The 18,521-nt window shown below is 67.0% G+C and carries 18 protein-coding genes; 11 read left to right on the top strand and 7 right to left on the bottom strand.

What is annotated here, in order from left to right; translation table 11 throughout:
• Positions 1-22: 22 nt before the first annotated feature.
• Complete coding sequence (locus GV792_RS10165) at positions 23-1,663, bottom strand: (2,3-dihydroxybenzoyl)adenylate synthase (RefSeq protein ID WP_163823787.1); 1,641 nt, start codon at positions 1,661-1,663, stop codon at positions 23-25.
• Between the two features lie 174 nt (positions 1,664-1,837).
• Here GV792_RS10165 and GV792_RS10160 point away from each other — a divergent pair, with 174 nt between their 5' ends.
• From GV792_RS10160 to GV792_RS10150, 3 genes are all read left to right on the top strand, one after another.
• Positions 1,838-2,716 (top strand): oxidoreductase, encoded by an 879-nt coding sequence (locus GV792_RS10160; protein WP_163823786.1) that lies wholly within the window; start codon positions 1,838-1,840, stop codon positions 2,714-2,716.
• 87 nt (positions 2,717-2,803) lie between these two features.
• Positions 2,804-3,274, top strand: coding sequence for a carboxymuconolactone decarboxylase family protein (locus GV792_RS10155; RefSeq protein WP_163823785.1), 471 nt, complete (start codon positions 2,804-2,806; stop codon positions 3,272-3,274).
• A 239-nt stretch (positions 3,275-3,513) separates the two neighbouring features.
• Positions 3,514-4,605 carry a 3-deoxy-7-phosphoheptulonate synthase gene (locus tag GV792_RS10150; RefSeq protein WP_163823784.1) on the top strand — a complete coding sequence of 364 codons (1,092 nt, stop codon included), beginning with the start codon at positions 3,514-3,516 and terminating at the stop codon, positions 4,603-4,605.
• Positions 4,606-4,610: 5 nt separating this feature from the next.
• On the opposite strand, the gene GV792_RS10145 is transcribed toward GV792_RS10150, so the two are convergent.
• The gene (locus tag GV792_RS10145; RefSeq protein ID WP_163823783.1) at positions 4,611-5,147 is read right to left on the bottom strand and encodes a class I SAM-dependent methyltransferase; all 537 of its coding nucleotides are present in this window, start codon (positions 5,145-5,147) and stop codon (positions 4,611-4,613) included.
• Between the two features lie 230 nt (positions 5,148-5,377).
• On the opposite strand from GV792_RS10145, the gene GV792_RS10140 reads away from it, so the two are divergent.
• Positions 5,378-6,301 (top strand): sigma-70 family RNA polymerase sigma factor, encoded by a 924-nt coding sequence (locus GV792_RS10140; protein WP_163823782.1) that lies wholly within the window; start codon positions 5,378-5,380, stop codon positions 6,299-6,301.
• 52 nt (positions 6,302-6,353) lie between these two features.
• On the opposite strand, the gene GV792_RS10135 is transcribed toward GV792_RS10140, so the two are convergent.
• Positions 6,354-6,557, bottom strand: coding sequence for a hypothetical protein (locus GV792_RS10135; protein WP_163823781.1), 204 nt, complete (start codon positions 6,555-6,557; stop codon positions 6,354-6,356).
• Between the two features lie 196 nt (positions 6,558-6,753).
• Between GV792_RS10135 and GV792_RS10130 the strand changes: the two genes are divergently transcribed.
• Positions 6,754-7,932, top strand: a complete 1,179-nt coding sequence (locus GV792_RS10130) for a pyridoxal phosphate-dependent aminotransferase (protein ID WP_163823780.1) — start codon at positions 6,754-6,756, stop codon at positions 7,930-7,932.
• 13 nt (positions 7,933-7,945) lie between these two features.
• On the opposite strand, the gene GV792_RS10125 is transcribed toward GV792_RS10130, so the two are convergent.
• Positions 7,946-8,590: a LysE family translocator gene (locus GV792_RS10125; protein ID WP_163823779.1), complete on the bottom strand. Its 645-nt coding sequence runs from the start codon at positions 8,588-8,590 to the stop codon at positions 7,946-7,948.
• Positions 8,591-8,744: 154 nt separating this feature from the next.
• On the opposite strand from GV792_RS10125, the gene GV792_RS10120 reads away from it, so the two are divergent.
• The 4 genes from GV792_RS10120 (at position 8,745) to GV792_RS10100 (ending at position 13,686) form a co-directional block, all read left to right on the top strand.
• A complete protein-coding gene (locus GV792_RS10120) occupies positions 8,745-10,403 on the top strand; it encodes a DNA repair helicase XPB (protein ID WP_163823778.1) in 1,659 nt (552 codons plus the stop codon).
• Positions 10,404-10,443: 40 nt separating this feature from the next.
• A complete protein-coding gene (locus GV792_RS10115) occupies positions 10,444-11,112 on the top strand; it encodes a DUF3239 domain-containing protein (protein WP_163823777.1) in 669 nt (222 codons plus the stop codon).
• Between the two features lie 248 nt (positions 11,113-11,360).
• A complete protein-coding gene (locus GV792_RS10105; RefSeq protein WP_163823776.1) occupies positions 11,361-12,767 on the top strand; it encodes a M1 family metallopeptidase in 1,407 nt (468 codons plus the stop codon).
• 391 nt (positions 12,768-13,158) lie between these two features.
• Positions 13,159-13,686 (top strand): LppU/SCO3897 family protein, encoded by a 528-nt coding sequence (locus GV792_RS10100; protein ID WP_163823775.1) that lies wholly within the window; start codon positions 13,159-13,161, stop codon positions 13,684-13,686.
• Positions 13,687-13,710: 24 nt separating this feature from the next.
• Here the strand turns inward: GV792_RS10100 and GV792_RS10095 are convergent, their stop codons facing one another.
• Positions 13,711-15,996 (bottom strand): helicase-associated domain-containing protein, encoded by a 2,286-nt coding sequence (locus GV792_RS10095; protein WP_163823774.1) that lies wholly within the window; start codon positions 15,994-15,996, stop codon positions 13,711-13,713.
• Positions 15,997-16,112: 116 nt separating this feature from the next.
• Here GV792_RS10095 and GV792_RS10090 point away from each other — a divergent pair, with 116 nt between their 5' ends.
• A complete protein-coding gene (locus GV792_RS10090) occupies positions 16,113-16,301 on the top strand; it encodes a hypothetical protein (RefSeq protein ID WP_163823773.1) in 189 nt (62 codons plus the stop codon).
• 278 nt (positions 16,302-16,579) lie between these two features.
• Here GV792_RS10090 and GV792_RS10085 read toward each other — a convergent pair whose 3' ends face one another.
• Entirely contained in the window at positions 16,580-17,203 is a 624-nt protein-coding gene (locus GV792_RS10085; RefSeq protein ID WP_163823772.1) for a transglycosylase family protein, read from the bottom strand.
• A 385-nt stretch (positions 17,204-17,588) separates the two neighbouring features.
• A complete protein-coding gene (locus tag GV792_RS10080) occupies positions 17,589-17,831 on the bottom strand; it encodes a hypothetical protein (protein ID WP_163823771.1) in 243 nt (80 codons plus the stop codon).
• 200 nt (positions 17,832-18,031) lie between these two features.
• Between GV792_RS10080 and GV792_RS10075 the strand changes: the two genes are divergently transcribed.
• Complete coding sequence (locus GV792_RS10075; RefSeq protein WP_175583157.1) at positions 18,032-18,451, top strand: cold-shock protein; 420 nt, start codon at positions 18,032-18,034, stop codon at positions 18,449-18,451.
• The last annotated feature ends 70 nt before the right edge of the window (positions 18,452-18,521 follow it).

The following is an 18,521-nucleotide window of genomic DNA, read 5'->3' as shown; positions in this document are numbered from 1 at the left end:
AGTGCCGCCACGACTGCGACGATCACCCCTCGGCGGCCTGCAACGCCTTCTTGTCGATCTTGCCGACGGCGGTGATCGGTAGGCTCTCGGCCTGTCTCAGCACATCGGGCAGCTTGTAGGTGGCAAGGCCGCGTTCGGTGAGGAAGGTCTTGATCTCGACCAGCGTCGGCATATCGCCGCTGACGACGAGCACCGCGCACACCTTCTCGCCCAAGCTCGGATCGGGCAGCCCGACCGCAGCCGCGTGCCGGACGGCGGGATGGGCGAGCAGATGCTCCTCGAGTTCGTCGCAGGAGATGTTCTCGCCACCTCGATTGATCACGTCCTTGATCCGGCCGGACACCATCAGATGCCCGCTCGGCAGCCTGCGCACCAGGTCGCCACTGCGGTAGAAGCCGTCGGGGGTGAAGGCGCGGGCATTGTGTTCGGGCGCGCGGTAGTAGCCGCGAATCGTATAGGGACCCTTGGTGAGCAGCTCGCCCTCGGCGCCCGGCTCGACCTCATTGCCTTCGGCATCGACGACGCGCACGATATCGGCGTCCGACAGCGGCCGGCCCTGGGTGGTGCAGATGAGCTCGTCGGAATCGTCGAGGCGGGTGAAGTTCAGCAGCCCCTCGGCCATGCCGAATACCTGCTGCAACTTCACGCCAAGCGCGGGCTCCACCTCGCGGGCGTTGACCTCGGCCAGCCTCGCGCCACCGACTTGCAGCAGACGCAGTGAACCAAGGTCGGCCTCTTCCCATTCGACCGCCGCGGACCACAGCTGGGCCAGCGGGGGCACCACCGCGGTGACCGTTACCCGGTGGTTCTCGATGACAGCGAAGGCGTTTTCCGGACTGGGATCGGCGACGAAGGCCACCGCGCCGCCGACGCCGACGGTGCCGAGGATGCCGGGGCAGGCCAGCGGGAAGTTGTGCGCGGCAGGCAATGTTGCCAGGTAGACGTCATCGGCGGTGAGTTCGCAGACCTGTGCGCTCGCCGTGGCGTTGTAGACGTAGTCGTCGTGAGTGCGCGCGATCAGCTTGGGCAGACCGGTGGTCCCGCCGGAGACCAGCATCAGCGCGATATCGGCCGGGTCGATGTCGGGCAGGGTGGCCCCGCTCGCCATGCGGGTATCGCCGTGCACCGGAATCGAATCCAGTGCGGTGTACTCGCCGGGCTCGCCGAGCACCAGCACGTGGCGCAGGCTCGGTACGTTCGCGCGGACCGTCGCCGCCAGTTCGCGATAGTCGAAATCGCCTGCCTGCGCGGCGATCACGTACGCGACCGCGCCGGACAGGGTGGACAGATGCTCGATCTCGGCGCGGCGGTGCGCGGGCAGGGTGAGCACCGGAATGATCCCGGCGCGCAGCACGCCGAACAGCACGGTCAGGAACTCGGCGACGTTGGGGAGCTGGACCACCACCCGGTCGCCGGGAACGAGGCCGAGCGCGAGCAGGCCGTGGGCCATCCGGTCGGCCTCGACGTCCAATTCCGCGTAGGTGAGCGTGCGCTCGCCGATCAGTGCGGTCCTGGTCGGATGCTGTCGGGCGGTATCGCGAAGCAGGGCGTCGAGGGTGCGGCCGGACCAGTAGCCATCGGAGCGGTACTGCTCGGCGTCGGCCTCGGAAAAGGGCACGTAGCCGTCGCGGTGCGTGCCGGATGCGGTGGATGTGGAACTCACGTCTGCCTCACAAACGGAATCGGCGGTGATCAGGAGAAATGTGTGCGCGAATCTGGTTTCAATGATGTAGGTAAGGCAACCCTATCTCAGTCGGGAGCGGCGGTGGTGACGGACTCGTGACTTCGCTCCCGAAGAGCGCTGCCTCATGGCGCGGGCGGCAACTAGACTCACCGCATGAGTGGCTGGAGCGTCTCCGACATTCCCGATCAGCACGGCCGGACCTTCATCGTCACCGGCGCCAACAGCGGACTCGGTGCGGTGGCCGCACGCGCGTTGGCCGGGGCCGGTGCGCAGGTCGTGCTCGCCTGCCGCAATGTCGACAAGGGGAAGGTGGTCGCCGACGAGATCGGCGCCCGCGCCGAAGTGCGCAGGCTCGACCTCGCCGATCTGTCGTCGGTACGTGAATTCGCCGCGTCCATCGACCGCGCCGATGTGCTCATCAACAACGCGGGCGTCATGGGGGTGCCCTACGGGCGCACCGCTGATGGGTTCGAAATGCAGATCGGGACAAACCATCTCGGTCATTTCGCGCTCACCGGGCTATTGCTCGGCCGCATCGCCGACCGCGTGGTGACGGTTTCCAGCGGCGCGCATGCGATGGGCGCCATCGATCTCGACGACCTCAACTGGCAGCGCCGTAAATACCAGCGCTGGCCGGCCTACGGGCAGGCCAAACTCGCGAATCTGATGTTCGCTTACGAACTGCAACGCAAGCTGACAGCGGCCGGATGGTCCAAGCTGTCGGTCGCCGCCCATCCCGGCTACGCGGCCACCGAACTCCAGTCGCATACCGAATCCATCCAGGACACCGTGATGGCGGTGGGCAATCGGATATTCGCACAGAGCGCCGAGATGGGCGCGCTGCCGGAGCTGTACGCCGCCACCGCCGACGTCGAACCAGGCGCCTACTACGGCCCGACCGGTTGGCGCGGGCTGCGCGGCTACCCGGGACGTTCGGGTTCGAGCAAACGCTCCAAGGACGAGGAAACCGCCCGCCGGCTGTGGGAACTGTCCGAACGGCTGACCGGGGTCACCTTCGATTTCTCCGTGTGATCCAGCACACCCGCGCCTGATGTCACGCCTGCCCGAGCCGCGTCGTCTTCTCGATGAAGCCAACGCACTTACCGAAAGGGCAGGATCATGGAACCCCGTCTGAACCTCTACGCCAACTCGATCACCGCGAGCTTCGGCAAGCGTCTGGTGACCGCCAACCGGGTCGTCGAGGATTCCGGTCTGGCGCCCGTCACGTTCGAGCTGGTCAAGATTCGCGTGAGCCAGATCAACGGCTGTGCCTTCTGCGTCGACATGCACACCAAGGACGCCGCACACGCGGGGGAGGACCAGGTGCGCATCAATCTGGTCGCCGCCTGGCGCGAGGCCACCGTGTTCACCGAGGAGGAGCGCGCCGCGCTCGCATTGGCCGAGGAGGCCACTCGCATCGCCGATGGCGGCGGCGTCAGCGAAGGGACGTGGGAGCTGGTGCGCAAGTACTACGACGACGACCAGATCGGCGGCCTCATCGCTGCCATTGCCGCCATCAACGCGTGGAACCGGATGAACGTCATCGCCCACACCCCGGCCGGCGGCTACGTCCCTGGTTCACTGGGCTGAGCGGCGGCGAAGCGGCACTGCGCGGCATCTGACACGGGCGAACGGGCACCTGCTGTTCATCGGCTGGTACTGTCAGCTCCGTGCAGCGCGTGTATTTCTGGTTTAGCAAGCCGGCCCTGGGTGGGTCGGTCTGCGGCAACCGCGCGCGCTGACCAGATTCCCACCCCGAGCCGGATGACGACCGGCTCGACGGGGTTCATGTCCGTGGGTCGGCCTGGAGAAAAGGAACTACACCCACGATGACAACCGCAGTAGATGTCGATTCACGGCATTCCGATCTCGACGACCAGCGCACCCTCAGCGTGAGCCCGTTGCGCTCGCCCGCGGAAGTTCGCCTGGTGCACGCCATCACCGACGAGCTCGCCGACACTGTGCGCGCAGGCCGCAAGGCCACCGTCGAGGTGCTCAACGGTGCCGACGATCGCCTGATGGTGATCGTCGGACCGTGTTCGGTGCACGATCCCGCTGCCGCCCTCGACTACGCGCGTCGCCTGGCCGCCAAGGCCGCTGAGCTGGACGACCGGCTGCATGTGGTGATGCGGGTGTACTTCGAGAAGCCGCGCACCACCCTCGGGTGGAAGGGTCTGATCAACGATCCGCACCTGGACGGCAGCTTCGACGTCAACACCGGCCTCGGGATCGGCCGCAAACTGCTCACCGATATCACCGCGCTCGGTCTGCCGGTGGCGTGTGAGTTCCTCGATCCGATCACCCCGCAGTACATCGCGGACCTGGTCTCCTACGGCGCGATCGGCGCCCGCACCGCGGCCAGCCAGGTACACCGGCAGCTGAGCAGCGCACTGTCCATGCCCGTGGGGATCAAGAACGGCACCGACGGCGATGTGCAGGTCGCGGTCGACGGTGTGCGCGCGGCCGCGGCGAGCCACGTGTTCCCTGGCACCGACCTCGACGGTCGTTCGGCGCTGATCCGCACCACCGGCAACCCGGACTGCCATGTCATCCTGCGTGGTGGTAGCACCGGACCGAACTACGACGCCGCCTCGGTGGCCGAAGCCTGCATGCGGCTGGACAAGGCGTCGCTGCCCAAGCGGATCGTCATCGACGCCAGCCATGGCAACAGCAACAAAGACCACAACAAGCAGGTCGATGTGGTCACCGATATTGCGGAACGGCATGCAGCGGGTGAGCAGGGCGTTGTCGGTGTGATGTTGGAGAGCTTCATCGAAGCCGGTCGCCAGGACCTGACCCTCGGTCGTGCCGAGGACCTGACCTACGGCCAGTCCATCACCGACGCCTGCATCGACTGGAACACCACCGCCGCCCAGCTGGATCGGCTGGCCGACGCGGTCGCCCGGCGCCGCGCGCGCTGAGCTGGCTACCGGGGTGTGGCGATGACGCCGAGTAGTTCGCCGGAGGTGGCTGTCTCGACGTCGAAGCCCGCCCCGGCCAGGTGGTCGATGAGGTTGCGCGGGGTCGCCACCGGGCCGATCGACGTCGGTGGGCCGGGCTCCCCGTAGCCGTAGAATAGGTGCACAGCGCCGCCAGGGGTGAGGCAGTCGCGCAGGACCGACAGCTCCGTCACCGGGTTGCGGGTCCAGAACGCGTTGACATTGACGGCGAGGATCTTGTCGAATCCGCCGGGCGCGAGCTCGGTGGCTTGCTCGCGGGTCAGTTTCTCCAACGCGAGGTTGCGCACCCGGACCTTGCCGGACTCGATCAGCGCCGCATGCCGTTTCGCGGCCCGTGCGATGGCGGTCGCGGAGCGGTCGATGCCGACGATGAAGCCGGTGTCGAGCAGCTCTGCCATGACCGCGAGCGAATCACTGGAACCAGGTCCGATCTCGAGCAGCCGATCTCCCGGCGCCGGGTCGACGATCTGGCGAAACCACAGGAACCGAGCATCGTGGGCCATACCTGGCGAAACTACGCCCTGCCTCCGGATCTGTGGAGGTGTTCGACTACTGAACATCGTGGCTCGCAAAGGTCTGTGCGGGCCAGTCGGCCGCCGGGCCAGGCGGATCGGTCACCAGTCGCGCGCCAAGCCAGCTGTCGCGCCGGACTCCACCCTCCGGTCGGTTCACCGGGTTTTCCGGTGGTGAGGGCGACGCTGGGGGGTCATCCGGGGTCCGTAGACTCCGACTGGTGGTAGCCGCATTGCTCGCTGACTTGTTCGAATCGCATCGGTCGCATCTGCTGTCGGTCGGCTACCGCCTGACCGGGAGCGTGGCCGACGCCGAGGACGCGGTGCAGGAGAGCTGGCTGCGCCTGGCCGGGGCCAGGCAGTCCGAGATCGAAGATCTGCGCGCCTGGCTGACCACTGTGGTGAGCCGAATCTGCCTGGATCGCCTGCGCAGTGCGGCGGTGCGGCGGGAAAGCTATGTGGGGCAGTGGTTGCCGGAGCCGGTGGTGACCGGGCTCGGCTCGTCGAGTGCCGCCCCCGACCCGCTCGACGCAGTGGTGCGCAGACAGGAATTCCGGTTCGCGGCCATGGTCGTGCTGGATTCGCTGACTCCGCCGCAGCGCGTGGCTTTCGTGCTGCACGACGGTCTTTCGGTGCCGTTCGACGAGATCGCCGAGATTCTGGAGATCACGCCCGACGCCGCCAGGCAGCTCGCGGTACGGGCGCGAAAAGCGGTGTCGCGGGCGCCGGAACCGGTCGCCGACGACGATCACGTCGCGGCGGTGCAGCGGCTGCTCGAGGCGTTGATGTCGGGTGATGTGCAGGCGGTGACCGCGGCCCTGCATCCGGACGCGGTGATGATCGGCGATGCCAACGGAACCACCTCTACCGCTGTCAATGTGCTGCACGGTGCCGACCGGATCGCTCGGTTCTTCGTCGGGCTGCTGCAGAAGTACGGGATCGAATCCGGCGAGGAACTGCTGCGCAGCATGGAGATCGTGTCGGTCAACGGCCAGCTGGGTGCGCTGGTGCCGGAGCGGGCGGCCGATGGACGAGATCCCGGGACGCCGCAGCGGGTCGTGGGGTTCGCGGTGCGCGACGGATTGGTGTGGGGCACTTACGATATCGCCAATCCGGCCAAGCTCACCGGTATCCGGACGGACTGAGCGCGCGCCCGTCGGGCCGGGCCGCGCATCGCCGGCCCGACGGGTTCATGCGCTACGGCGTAGCCGAGCCGGTGAACCAGTCACCGGTCGAGGAACCGGTGCTGTGGTCGCCGGTCGACGATCCGAGACCCCAGTCGGGGGTCGAGGAACCGAAGCCTGCGATCAGGTCGTTGGCTACGTCGCGAAGCTGACCCAACATGAATCCGGCGACCTCCGACGCGGCCGGATTCGCTATCAGGTCGAGGTATGAGGCCATAGACGCCCCTTTCGAGATACCCGCGATGCGGGCTGTGAAATAGAACACGGCGAGGCTAGCTGCCTATGGGACAACGCACAACCATGCAGGTAGAAGCTGGAAAATAAATGTGAAACATAGCTGTTCGCTATCTGGTGGCAACGATAGCGATTTGTGGGCAAATCGAGGGCCATCGGCGCTCCTCTAGGCTCCTGCTATGCGCCAGCAGCTCCCGACCGTCGCCCGCCTGCGGCCTTTCGGCGCCACGATCTTCGCCGAGATGACCGAACTCGCCGTCCGGCACGACGCGATCAACCTGGGACAGGGCTTCCCCGACACCGACGGTCCGGCGGGCATGCTCGAAGTGGCCAGGCAGGCCATCGCCGACGGGCTCAACCAGTACCCGCCGGGGCGCGGCATGCCGGTGCTGCGTAATGCCATCGCCGCCGACCGGGCACGCCGCTACGGCACTGAATACGACCCGGACACCCAGGTCCTGGTGACAGTCGGGGCGACCGAGGCGATCAGCGCCGCGGTGCTCGGTTTGGTCGAGCCGGGGCAGGAGGTGGTGCTCATCGAGCCGTACTACGACTCCTATGCCGCTGCGGTGGCGCTGGCAGGCGCGCGGCGGCGCACCGCCCGGCTCGTCTCCGACGGTAACAATTTCGTCCTGGATGTGGACAGCCTGCGCGCCGCGATCACGCCCGCCACCCGGATGATCATGGTGAACTCACCGCACAACCCGACCGGCACTGTGCTCGATCGCGCCGACCTCACCGCGATCGCCGAGATCGCCTGCGAACACGATCTGCTGGTGTTGGCTGACGAAGTCTACGAGCACCTGGTCTTCGATGGTGGCGAGCACATCAGCCTCGCCACCCTGCCGGGTATGGCCGAGCGGACGCTGGTGGTGTCGAGTGCGGCGAAGACCTTCAGCGTCACCGGCTGGAAGACCGGATGGGTCTGCGCCGCACCGGAATTGATCGACGGCGTGCTCGCCGCCAAACAGTTCATGACCTTCGTGGCCGGTGGTCCCTTCCAGCCCGCGGTTGCGCACGCGCTGACCAAAGAACTGGACTGGGTGACCGCACTACGCGAATCGCTGTCCGACAGGCGGTTGCGGTTGTCGGCCGCGCTGGCCGATACCGGATTTCATGTCTATTCCAGCGCCGGTGGCTATTTCGTCTGCGCCGATATCCGTCCGTTCGGCGCGACCGACGGTCTGGCCTTCTGCCGCGAACTGCCCACCCGCCTCGGTGTGGCCGCGGTGCCGGTCAGTGTCTTCACCGACCATCCCGACGAGTGGAATCACCTGGTGCGCTTCACCTTCTGCAAGCGGGAGGAGACGTTGAACGAAGGGATCCGGCGCCTGCGCGTTGGCGCCCCGATCGGCTGAACCGGCCAGTTTGTCAGGCCGGCAGCGGCCGCGCGCGATCTGTCGCGACCATGGTCGCTATCCCTGCCAGCGCTGTCCCCATGACGTAGCGCTGCATCCGCAACCAGGCCGGGCGAGCGGTGAAGAAGGTGGCTACCTGCCCCGCACCCAGCACGATGAGCGTGTTCACCGTCAATGCGACGACGATCTGGACCGCGCCGAGGCAAAGGCTCTGTAACCACACCGGTGCGGGCCCCGGATGTACGAACTGAGGGATCAGCGCCATGTACATGATGGCGATCTTGGGATTCAGCAGATTGGTGATCAGGCCCATCGTGAACAATCGCCGAGTCGGATCGGCGGGCAGCTCCGCCGGAGTGAACACCGACACACCACCCGGCCGCAGCGCCTGCCAGGCCAGCCACAGCAGATACCCGGCGCCTGCCAGCCTCATTGCGGTGTACAGGCCCGGGACCACGGAGAACACCGCCGTGATGCCCGCGACCGCGGCCATCAGGTACACCCCGAATCCGGCCGCGACGCCGGTCAGCGACACCAATCCGGCGCGGCGTCCCTGTGACACGGTCCGCGACACCAGGTACATCATATTGGGTCCGGGCGTGAGCACCATGCCGAGTGCTGCCGCCGCGACGCCGGTCATCGCCGCCATCTCGATCATGTCGATGATCCTCGCGTGGGCCGGGGCCGTTCGTCTCGGTCCAGTTCGGCACCGGTGGACCCGTCGCCGCCGGTGATCAGGGGAGTACCGTCGTCGCGGGTGGGTGTCGGTGGGTTCGGGAACAATGGGTGGGAGCACTGCACAGGAGGCACCGGTGGCTGAAGGTCCACTAATCGTTCAGAGTGACAAAACGCTGTTGCTCGAGGTCAATCACGAACTGGCCGACGCGGCGCGGCAGGCCATTGCGCCGTTCGCCGAGCTCGAGCGTGCGCCGGAGCATGTGCACACCTACCGGGTGACGCCGCTGGCGTTGTGGAACGCCCGCGCCGCGGGCCACGACGCCGAGCAGGTGGTGGACGCCCTGGTCAGCTTCTCCCGCTATGCCGTGCCGCAGCCGTTGCTGGTCGATGTCGTCGACACCATGGCCCGCTACGGCCGGTTGCAGCTGGTGAAGCATCCGGCGCATGGACTCACCCTGGTGAGCCTGGATCGGGCCGTGCTCGAGGAGGTGCTCCGGCACAAGAAGATCGCGCCGATGCTCGGGGAACGCCTCGACGACGACGTGGTGATCGTGCATCCGTCCGAACGCGGTCACATCAAGCAGATGTTGCTGAAGATCGGCTGGCCCGCCGAGGACCTGGCCGGCTACGTCGACGGTGAAGCACATCCGATCGACCTCGACTACACCGGCGGCGCGTGGCATCTGCGCGACTATCAGGAAATGGCCGCCGATTCGTTCTGGGCGGGTGGCTCCGGTGTGGTGGTGTTGCCGTGTGGGGCGGGTAAGACGATGGTCGGCGCGGCGGCCATGGCGCGGGCGAAGGCGACCACCCTGATCCTGGTCACCAATACCGTCGCCGGACGGCAGTGGCGGCGCGAGCTGCTGGCGCGCACCTCGCTCACCGAGGACGAGATCGGTGAATACTCCGGTGAGCGCAAGGAGATCCGCCCCGTCACCATCGCCACCTATCAGGTCATCACCCGTCGCACCAAGGGCGAATACAAGCACCTCGAGCTGTTCGATAGCCGCGATTGGGGCCTGGTCATCTACGACGAGGTCCATTTGCTGCCCGCACCCGTGTTCCGGATGACGGCCGATCTTCAATCCCGCCGACGTCTCGGCCTCACCGCCACCCTTGTGCGTGAAGACGGCCGCGAGGGCGACGTGTTCTCCCTGATCGGGCCGAAACGCTATGACGCGCCCTGGAAGGACATCGAGGCCCAGGGCTGGATCGCGCCCGCCGACTGCATCGAGGTCAGGGTGACGCTCACCGATGCGGAGCGGATGGCCTACGCCACCGCCGAGCCCGAGGAGCGCTACAAGCTCTGCTCCACCGCACACACCAAGATCGCCGTCGTCGAATCCATTCTGGCCAAGCACAAAGACGCTCCCACCCTGGTGATCGGCGCCTATCTGGAGCAGTTGGAAGAGCTGGGTACCGCGCTTGACGCGCCGATCATCCAGGGGTCGACGAGAAATAAAGAGCGCGAAGCGCTTTTCGACGCCTTCCGTCGCGGTGAGATCCCCGTTCTGGTGGTGAGCAAGGTGGCGAACTTCTCCATCGACCTCCCCGAAGCATCGGTCGCGGTGCAGGTTTCGGGTACGTTCGGATCCAGGCAGGAGGAGGCGCAGCGTCTCGGCAGGCTGTTGCGTCCGAAGCAGGATGGGGGTCAGGCGCACTTCTATTCGGTGGTCGCCCGCGACACGCTCGATGCGGAGTACGCGGCCCATCGTCAGCGTTTCCTGGCCGAACAGGGGTATGCCTATCGCATTACAGATGCTGACGACTTGCTGGGACCGGCCATCGGATAAGTGGAGGCAATACCTCCACAACGTGTGCTAGGAATGAGACGTGCGACGCTTCGAATTCGTGGTTGACCGCAGCCATGCCCATGCGGTCAACGAAGTTGTCGCCGATCTGCGCCGGTTGCGCATCAGTGCGGTGGTCGCCGCCGCGATCGCGGCGGCGGTCACGGCCTATCTGGTGTGGCTGAACCACCCCTGGTCCTACCTGCTGGCGGTGGCCTCGGCGCTGGGTGCGGTGACCGCACTCTGGGTGGCGCTGTGGGCACCGCGCCGTTCCCGCATCGACCGGCTGTATGCCGAAGGTGAGCTGGTCCCCGCCGTCGTCTCGCACACCTATCCGAGCGGGATGGTGCTGCTCGCGCTGGTGAATATCGGCCGTCCGGAGACCACCGAAACCCGTTACGCCCTTGTGGTCCGCAAGGTGCGGGCGCTGCCTGGTCACGAGGCGAAAGCGGGCGAGCGGGTGCCGTCGGTCGCGGTCCGCGGTGATCACGCCTCGCGCGCGGTCGGTGAGCTGCGTCAGACGGTCAACGCCATGCCCATCGCGTGGGGTACCAGGGACGGCAACGTCATCGAACGCGCCCGCGCCGCCATCAGCGAGGTGGAGTGGCGGCTGCTGTCGGACAATCTCGCCCTCGCCGACAAGGTGCGCCGCAGCTCTGCGAAACGGCTGCTGCTGGATCCGCAGCAGCTACCCGGCGATCTCGGATCGTGAACCAGGCGCCGACCCTGGACCGAGTGATGATCCGGTTGCCGATCGGCTGAAGTCGGTGCCCGTGGTGCGGCATGGTTCGCGCTCGCCGCGGCGGCTGGAAGCGGTCGACCAGACGGGTGGCGTGGTGATCATCGGACTCGGCGCGTCGGTGGCGTTGAGCAGGCGCGCCGGCTGAGGCGACTACCATCCATCGGGGGCCGGTGCGCGCGAACCGGATGATGCGGTGTCGAACGAGGGGTTGGGTTCGTATGAGGTTGTCCGGCTTCTCAACTGTCGCGGTTGCGGCCGTGCTGCTGCTCGGATTCGCGGGTCCGGCGGGTGCCCAGTCGGCGAACGACCCGCTGGCCGGTGCGCCGGGACTCGGCGATCCGTATTACCCGTTGGACGGCAACGGCGGATACGACGTGCGTCATTACGAGGTCGGCATCGGCTATGAGCCTGCGGCCAGGCAGCTGACCGGGTCCACCCGGATCGACGCCACCGCCACCCAGGCTCTCACCTCGTTCAACCTGGACTTCGCCGGGCCGCCGGTGCAGCGGGTCTCGGTGAACAATATGCCCGCGGGCTTCGATCGCAACGGCGAGCACGAACTGACTGTTCGGCCGCTGCTGCCGCTGCTGCCGGGATTGCCGTTCACCGTGACCGTCGACTACGCGGGACCCGCGGTGGATGCCAAGGGTGAGGGCTGGACCTTCGCGCCCAGCGGAGGTGCGTTCGTCGTCGGTGAGCCGCATTCTGCCACCACCTGGTACCCGCTCAATGACACCCCGCGCGACAAGGCGACCTTTACCGTGCATGCCACGGTGCCCGCCGAATGGGAGGTCGTGTCCAACGGTGTGCGTACCCGTGACGAGGTGCGCGACGGTTCGCGCACGGTGAGCTGGGAATCGCGCCAACCCATTCTCGGTTACCTGACCACCATCGCCATCGACAAATTCACCTACCTCGAGCAGCACCGTGCCAACGGCACGCCGTTGCTCAGCGCCTTCGCCCCCGGTGCGGCGGACAATCTCGAGCACGAGCAGCGCCTTCCGGAGATCCTCGACTTCACCGAATCCCTGTACGGCCCATATCCGTTCGATACCTCCGGCGGTATCTACGTCGACGCCGATCTGAATTTCTCGCTGGAAACCCAGACCCGCCCGATCTACGCGCCGTGGACCGATCTGCAGACCGTGGTGCACGAGATCGCTCATCAGTGGTGGGGCGATTCGGTGTCGGTGTACAGCTGGGCCGATATCTGCCTCAACGAATGCTTCGCCAGCTACACCGCCGACTATCTGTGGCCGGAGCGGATGGAGGGCGTCGACGTCGACGCGCTATACCGCGAGACCGTGCGGGAAGGCGCGACCATGCCGCACTTCTGGGACATTCCGCTGCAAAACCCTGGCGCCGGAAACGAATTCACCTCCGTCTACTACCGAGGCCCGCTGTTCCTGCATGCACTGCGCAAGCAGCTCGGCGACGATGTCTTCTTCGCCGCGATCCGCGAGTTCGTCACCGCCAACGCCTACGGCAATGCCTCGATGCCGCAGTTCCGTGATTTCATCCAGTCCACATCAGCGACCGATCTGACCGGATTCTTCGCCGCGTGGCTCGATCAGGCCGCCCCGCCCGCGGACGAGTACTTGTACCCCGGTGACCTCAGGGTGTGAACGTCGCATAGGCGCCATGTTGTGATCAGAGTCACTGCCGGGCAGGAATATTGAGCTCAGGGCCGCTGAACGTAGGGGTCGCGGTGTCAGCCGTCGGCGGCCATACTCATGGGGCGTAACAACGCGCCGTCCGGCACCGACAGAGTGCTTGGACTGGACGTACGTCCATCATGTGGGCGGAATGTGGAAGGCACTATCGATGAATTATTTCGGTTTCCAGATGCTCGGTCGACTGCTCCCGAGCATTCTCGCGCTGTCCATGCTCGGCATGTCCAGCATCTACTGACGAGCGGGCTCCGCACTCCGACCAGATGCGGCCGTGATGATCGTGCGGGTATCCTCACCCGCGCGTTCATGATTCAGTGAACGCTTCGGTGAGAGAGGTTTTCACGTGAAGTTCCCAGGAACGCGGCTGCTGGCGCGCATCATGCTCGCCTTCGTCGCAGCGGTCGCGCTGGCGGTTGCGGTGACCGGATGTTCGATGTTCGAAGACGCGGGCAAGTCCGACACGGCGAAGTCCGAGGTCGGCGAATGCATCAACGTCATCAGCAGCTCGGCGGTCGATTCCGAGACCGAGCCGGTCGACTGCTCATCGGAGAAGGCCGTCTACAAGGTGGTCCAGACCCACGAGACCAAGACTGAATGCGCGGAGGATTACACCTCCTACGAGGAAACCCTCAACGGCGGGACCACCGCGTTCCTGTGCCTGGCGCCCAATTTCAAGCAGGACAGCTGCTACGCGGACAGCATGCTCTCCGGCTATAGCTTCGCCGACTGCGCTTCTACCGACGCCAGCTTCCGGGTGATCCAGCGGATCGATGGGCAGGCCGATGAGCTGCTGTGCGGCGCCGAGGCCAATAAGTTCATCACGGTGGCCGATCCCAAGACCACCTTCTGCCTCGGCGATCCCAAGGCCTGATCAGCGCCTGTTCCCGCAGGGCTGCTATTCCAGCAGGGCGACCGACGCGATCCGGTGCAAAGTGAAATGCCGGACCGCGCCGGTCACCGGATCCACCGCGTCGAGCTGACCGTTGCCGATGCGCAGCGGTTCCACCACCCGTTGGATGGCCGTGCCCTGCGCGTCGACGTAACCGATATTCACCGCCCGGCGCCCGCGCGCTGCCAATTGCAGCAGCGCGAGCGTCGCGGCGGTTCCGGTGCGGGTGCCGTCGGTGCGCACCGCCTGCGCCGACCGGGCGCTGGCCGCCCGCTCACCGGCCCGCAGTTCCCGCACCAGCAGTTCCAGTTGCTCGGTGCTCGGCGGCACCGGCCGATACGCGTGTCTGGCGTTCGGCCGGACCGCGATCCGGGCGCCGCGCCGCCGCAAATCCACGATCACGCCTGCCGAATCCTCCCCGGCCGGTGCGAAACCCGCCGCACGCAGCCGATCGAGCAGCTCGCCCAGCGGGGCCTGCGAGATCGCGACCGTCGGTGCGATCGCGCGCAAGGCCAGTTCGGCCGCGACCGGAGCGGTGAGGACCTGGGTCAGCAGCGCCGGATCGTCACTGCGCACGAACGACTGCGCCATCCCGGCCCGTAGCTGGCCGTGCCGTCGCGCCACATCATCGATCAGATAGGTCAGCGCCTGCGGTATCGGGGTGCGCGAATGGCGGGCGAACAGCGCATGCAATTCGGCGGCGGTGAGTCCGGCGTCGAGCGCCCGCCGCACCGATGTCTCGCTGATCCGGTAGACGGTGGCGGCGCCCGCCGATTCGACATCGGCGACGAGCGCGATCCGGCTCTGCAACTCCGCGGTCAGCGGACCGGGTGCGATGACCGTCAGATCCGCCTGTACCAGCACATGATCCACCGGATCCGGCAGCGCCTGCTCCATGGCCGCCTCGGCCTCGCTGACGCTGTTCGGCTCCTCGGCAAGCAACGCCCGCCCCGGAGCGCTCAGCGCGCCGCGGCCGATGACGCCGAGCGCCGCCGCTTCCGCATAGGTGCGTTCTACCGCTTCGACCCGGAAATGCCTGCGCCAGCGTGGGGCTCGCCAGGCCAGCATCCGCGCGGCGTCGGCCGGTTCGAGCGCGGTGCCTGCCTGCTGTTCGGCCAGTGCAAGCAGCATCGCCCGCCGGTCGCGCATGGCGTGCGGGGTGCGCAGCTCATGCGTGAGGGCCGCAAGGGGTTTGTCGTTGGCATCGCGCATGCCGATCATCCACGGCACCCGATCCGATTCCAGCCAGGCCTGCGCCAGCGTTACCCAGCGCCGGGCCGGCGGAGCTTCCAGCCAGGAGTCCGCGGCAGGGGTGGGTGCCCAGAAGTCGTCGGTGCTGTCGACATCGGGTGGCGGGTCCGGCAGACCACGATCGATCAGCTTGGCACCGGACAGCAGCTCGATCAGCAGACCGGTGCGCTGTTCGTCGGTGCCCGCGTGCTTGGCGATCCGCCGAGTCTCCCGCACGCCGAGCCCACCCGCCCGCAGGGCAGGCGCGGGTGCCTGTCCGAGGACTTCCAACACACTCGCACAATGGCGCAGCAGTTCGCCGACCTCGCCGGCGGCCACTGCGTTCACCTCGGCCGGGGAATATCCGGAGGTGGTCGGTTGCGGTGGGGTGAGTGCGTGCGGATCGGTGACGGGTTCGCCGCGCAGCACCTGGGCGACGGTGAGGGGTAGCTCGACGGTCTCCTCGTCCAGCGGACGTAGCAGCCGCCGGCTCAGCAGTTGCTGCACCGGTCGATCGGCGGGCGTGCCGGGTGCGGCATCTTTGGTGCGCCCGCGCGGGCCGGTCGCGGCCAGTTTGTCCAGCAAAGCCCGTTCGGTGAGGGAGATCTCGGCCAGCTCGGCCGCTACTTCCGGCTCGGTGAGCGCATCCGGCAGCTCGGTGGTGCTGCCCATCGGCCACGGAAGCGCTTCCGCGGCGGTCGGAACCAGACGTAGCGCGTCGCCGTCGAGCCAGACCAGCGCACGATCGGTCAAACGCTTCACCGCGGCGTCGACCGGGGCAGCCTTGACTCGATCGCGCAGCGTCTTCTTCAACTCACGGCGCGTCAACGGCTCGTGCGCCGACGCTGCTCGCACGGCGAGGATTTCCACGATGGCGAATTCGAGGGTGTCGAGGTCGTCGGCGGAGCGCAGCACCGAGGCGCGCTGTTCGGCGCGGGCGGCGAGCACCGTCATCGACGACGGCAGCGGCACCGCAAGATCGGGTCGCAGCTCGAGCAGCGCAACCAGCTCGGCATCGCCGCGGGCGCCGAGCCAGTCGGCCAAAGAGTCGGTACCGGTCATCGGATTCAGCCTACGATGTGCGCCCGCGTGCCGCCGGAGCAGGCGCCGCACGCCCGCACCGTGGATTCGTGCCGACCATGTGCCGCTTCGCGCCGACCACATGCCAGAATGGGCGCGTGGTGAACAAATCGAAGAAGCCCTATGTCGACAACGGCTGGCCGCAGGTGGCCGACGGTGAGCATGCGGTGACCGAACTGTCGTCCTCGCGCTCGGGCAACCTGTCGCCGTTCGGTGAGGACACCGAGTTCCCGGTGGCCGCCGATCAGCTGCCCTACGTGCACCCGAACACCGTTATCAACCGCTGAGCCGTCGCCCCGGCCGCAGACCGTCGTCGCGGACCGTTGGCGCCATGAAGGCCGTCGCCTTCGATAGTTCATCGCATTCGGCGATGCTCTCGACCCTCCGTCCGCGTTGACGCATGTCCGCGGACGGATTCGGCGTGTCTGGAGCTGATTCGGTGCGGCTGGGCTGATTCGGTGTGGCCGGTGCCGACGAGCAGTAGAACTCCACCACATCCCACGCGAAAACGACTGTGGCCCCGCATCCGATGGGATGCGGGGCCACAATCGTTGTGCGACTCGAGTCAGGAGGGGAGCAGACCCTGGTTCGACTCGAAGAAGTTCACGACGGCAGGGTCGAGCTTGGTGCCGTTGGCCTTGGCGGCGTTGAACACGTCCAGCGCCTGCTGCGGCACCTGGACGCCCTGCGCCTGCACAACCGCGATGGCGCGGTCCACGGCGTCGAACACCTGCTGGCTGCTGTCGGCGGCCTGCTGCTGCGGCGCGGCCGGCTGCCAGCGGGGGCTCTCGGCTTCGGCGGGAGCCGAACGGGGGGTGGCTCCACTGCTCAGGCCGAGCGAGGCAGAGCAGGACGGCCACGCGCCCCAGCCCTGGGAGGCGAGCACCTTCTCGGCGACCGCGATCTGCTGTTCGCGGCTGGCCTGGTTCGCGGTCGCGGCGTATTCGCCACCACCGTGAGCGTTCCAGGTGCTCGGGGAGAACTGAAGTCCGCCTTGGTAACCGTTGCCGGTGTTGATCGCCCAGTTACCCCCGGCCTCACACTGCGCGAGTCGATCCCAGTCGGAGTCGGGTGCCGCGCTGGCGTTTCCGGCGAGGGCCACACCTGCGGTGCCCATGATGGCGCCGGTGACGGCGACCTTGGCTACGGTGCGCCCGGTGGAGGTTGGCTTGCGATGGCGTCCACTCATATCGGGTTCGTCTTCCTCTCGTACGCACCTGCGAGGCTCTCGCTCGGGTCCGGACTGAGAGGTCGTCCGTCCCGCCCTCACCCCTCAATTCCGTCGGGGGTCCGGTACCCGCGGGGTGAGGTTCGGTGCGGCGGGCCGGTGGTTGGTTGCCGGGTGTCCCGGCTGGGTAAGACGGTACGACGATCCTCGCGAAAAATCACCATTTGGTAACCGGCGTGTACGCGGTGGTCTCGGAGCGGTCTCGAGTGGGCATAGACGCCTCTGTGCAGCTAGGCGGGGTGCGGGATGGTCGCGACGGCTGCAAGAACGTTCTGTTATCTGGCCGTTATGTGACGAGGATCACAAGTCGGGTTCGGTAACAAACGCCCGGGGTAACCGGTTTACGTCACTTGGCTCGTCGCCCGGAGCGCAGTGTGAACACCAGCGCCAAGACGAATCCGACCGGAGTGAGCATCGCCAGCAGGTACAGCCACAGCCCCGGCTTCCCGTCGGTGAGGATCGGCGTCAAGAAAATGGCGACGATCGCCAGCAACCCGACCGCGAAGGCACCGAGCGCGAGCTGCAGTAACCAGTCTCCGGAACGGCGCGGCGATCCGCCCGAAGGCGGTTGCGGGGGAGTGTTCGTCACAGCTGCACCGTAAAACTGATGTGCTTGCACGGTCGGCACCGGGGTAGACTCGACGGCAATGCGCGTCCTGCATACCTGTGGGGCGCGTTCTTTCGCACAAAGGGCAAGGCCTGATCGCGGCGCCGCCGCGCAGGTGCTTCGCATACGGATCCGCCCGGGCCGCAAGGGTCCGGGTTTCGAATGATGAACGGGTGAGCGCAGTGCCGACCGGCAGGGTGAAGTGGTACGACGTCGAAAAGGGCTTCGGCTTCCTTTCCCAGGACGAGGGTGAGGACGTCTATGTCCGCTCGTCCGCGCTGCCCCAGGGCATCGAAACCCTCAAGCCGGGTCAGCGCGTGGAGTTCGGGATGGCCGCAGGCCGTCGCGGGCCGCAGGCGCTGAGCCTGAAGCTGCTCGAGGCACCGCCGTCGGTCCGTCAGGGTCAGGAGCGCGCGGGACGCAAGGAGCCCGCCGCACGCAGGCATTCGCCCGACGAACTGCACGGCATGGTCGAGGACATGATCACCTTGCTCGAGGCCACCGTGCAGCCGGACCTGCGCAAGGGCAAGTATCCGGATCGCAAGACCGCGCAGCGGATCTCCGAGGTGGTGCGGGCCGTCGCTCGCGAGCTCGATCACTGAGCGGCGCGTACCAGGTCGAAAAGCGCAACGGTCGTAGGCATCACGCGATGCCTACGACCGTTTCTGCTGT

Source organism: Nocardia cyriacigeorgica, assembly GCF_010868145.1.
GTDB lineage: Bacteria > Actinomycetota > Actinomycetes > Mycobacteriales > Mycobacteriaceae > Nocardia > Nocardia cyriacigeorgica_D.
The sequence above is the reverse complement of the archived record's forward strand: the minus strand, read 5'-3'. Positions and strand labels throughout refer to the sequence as shown.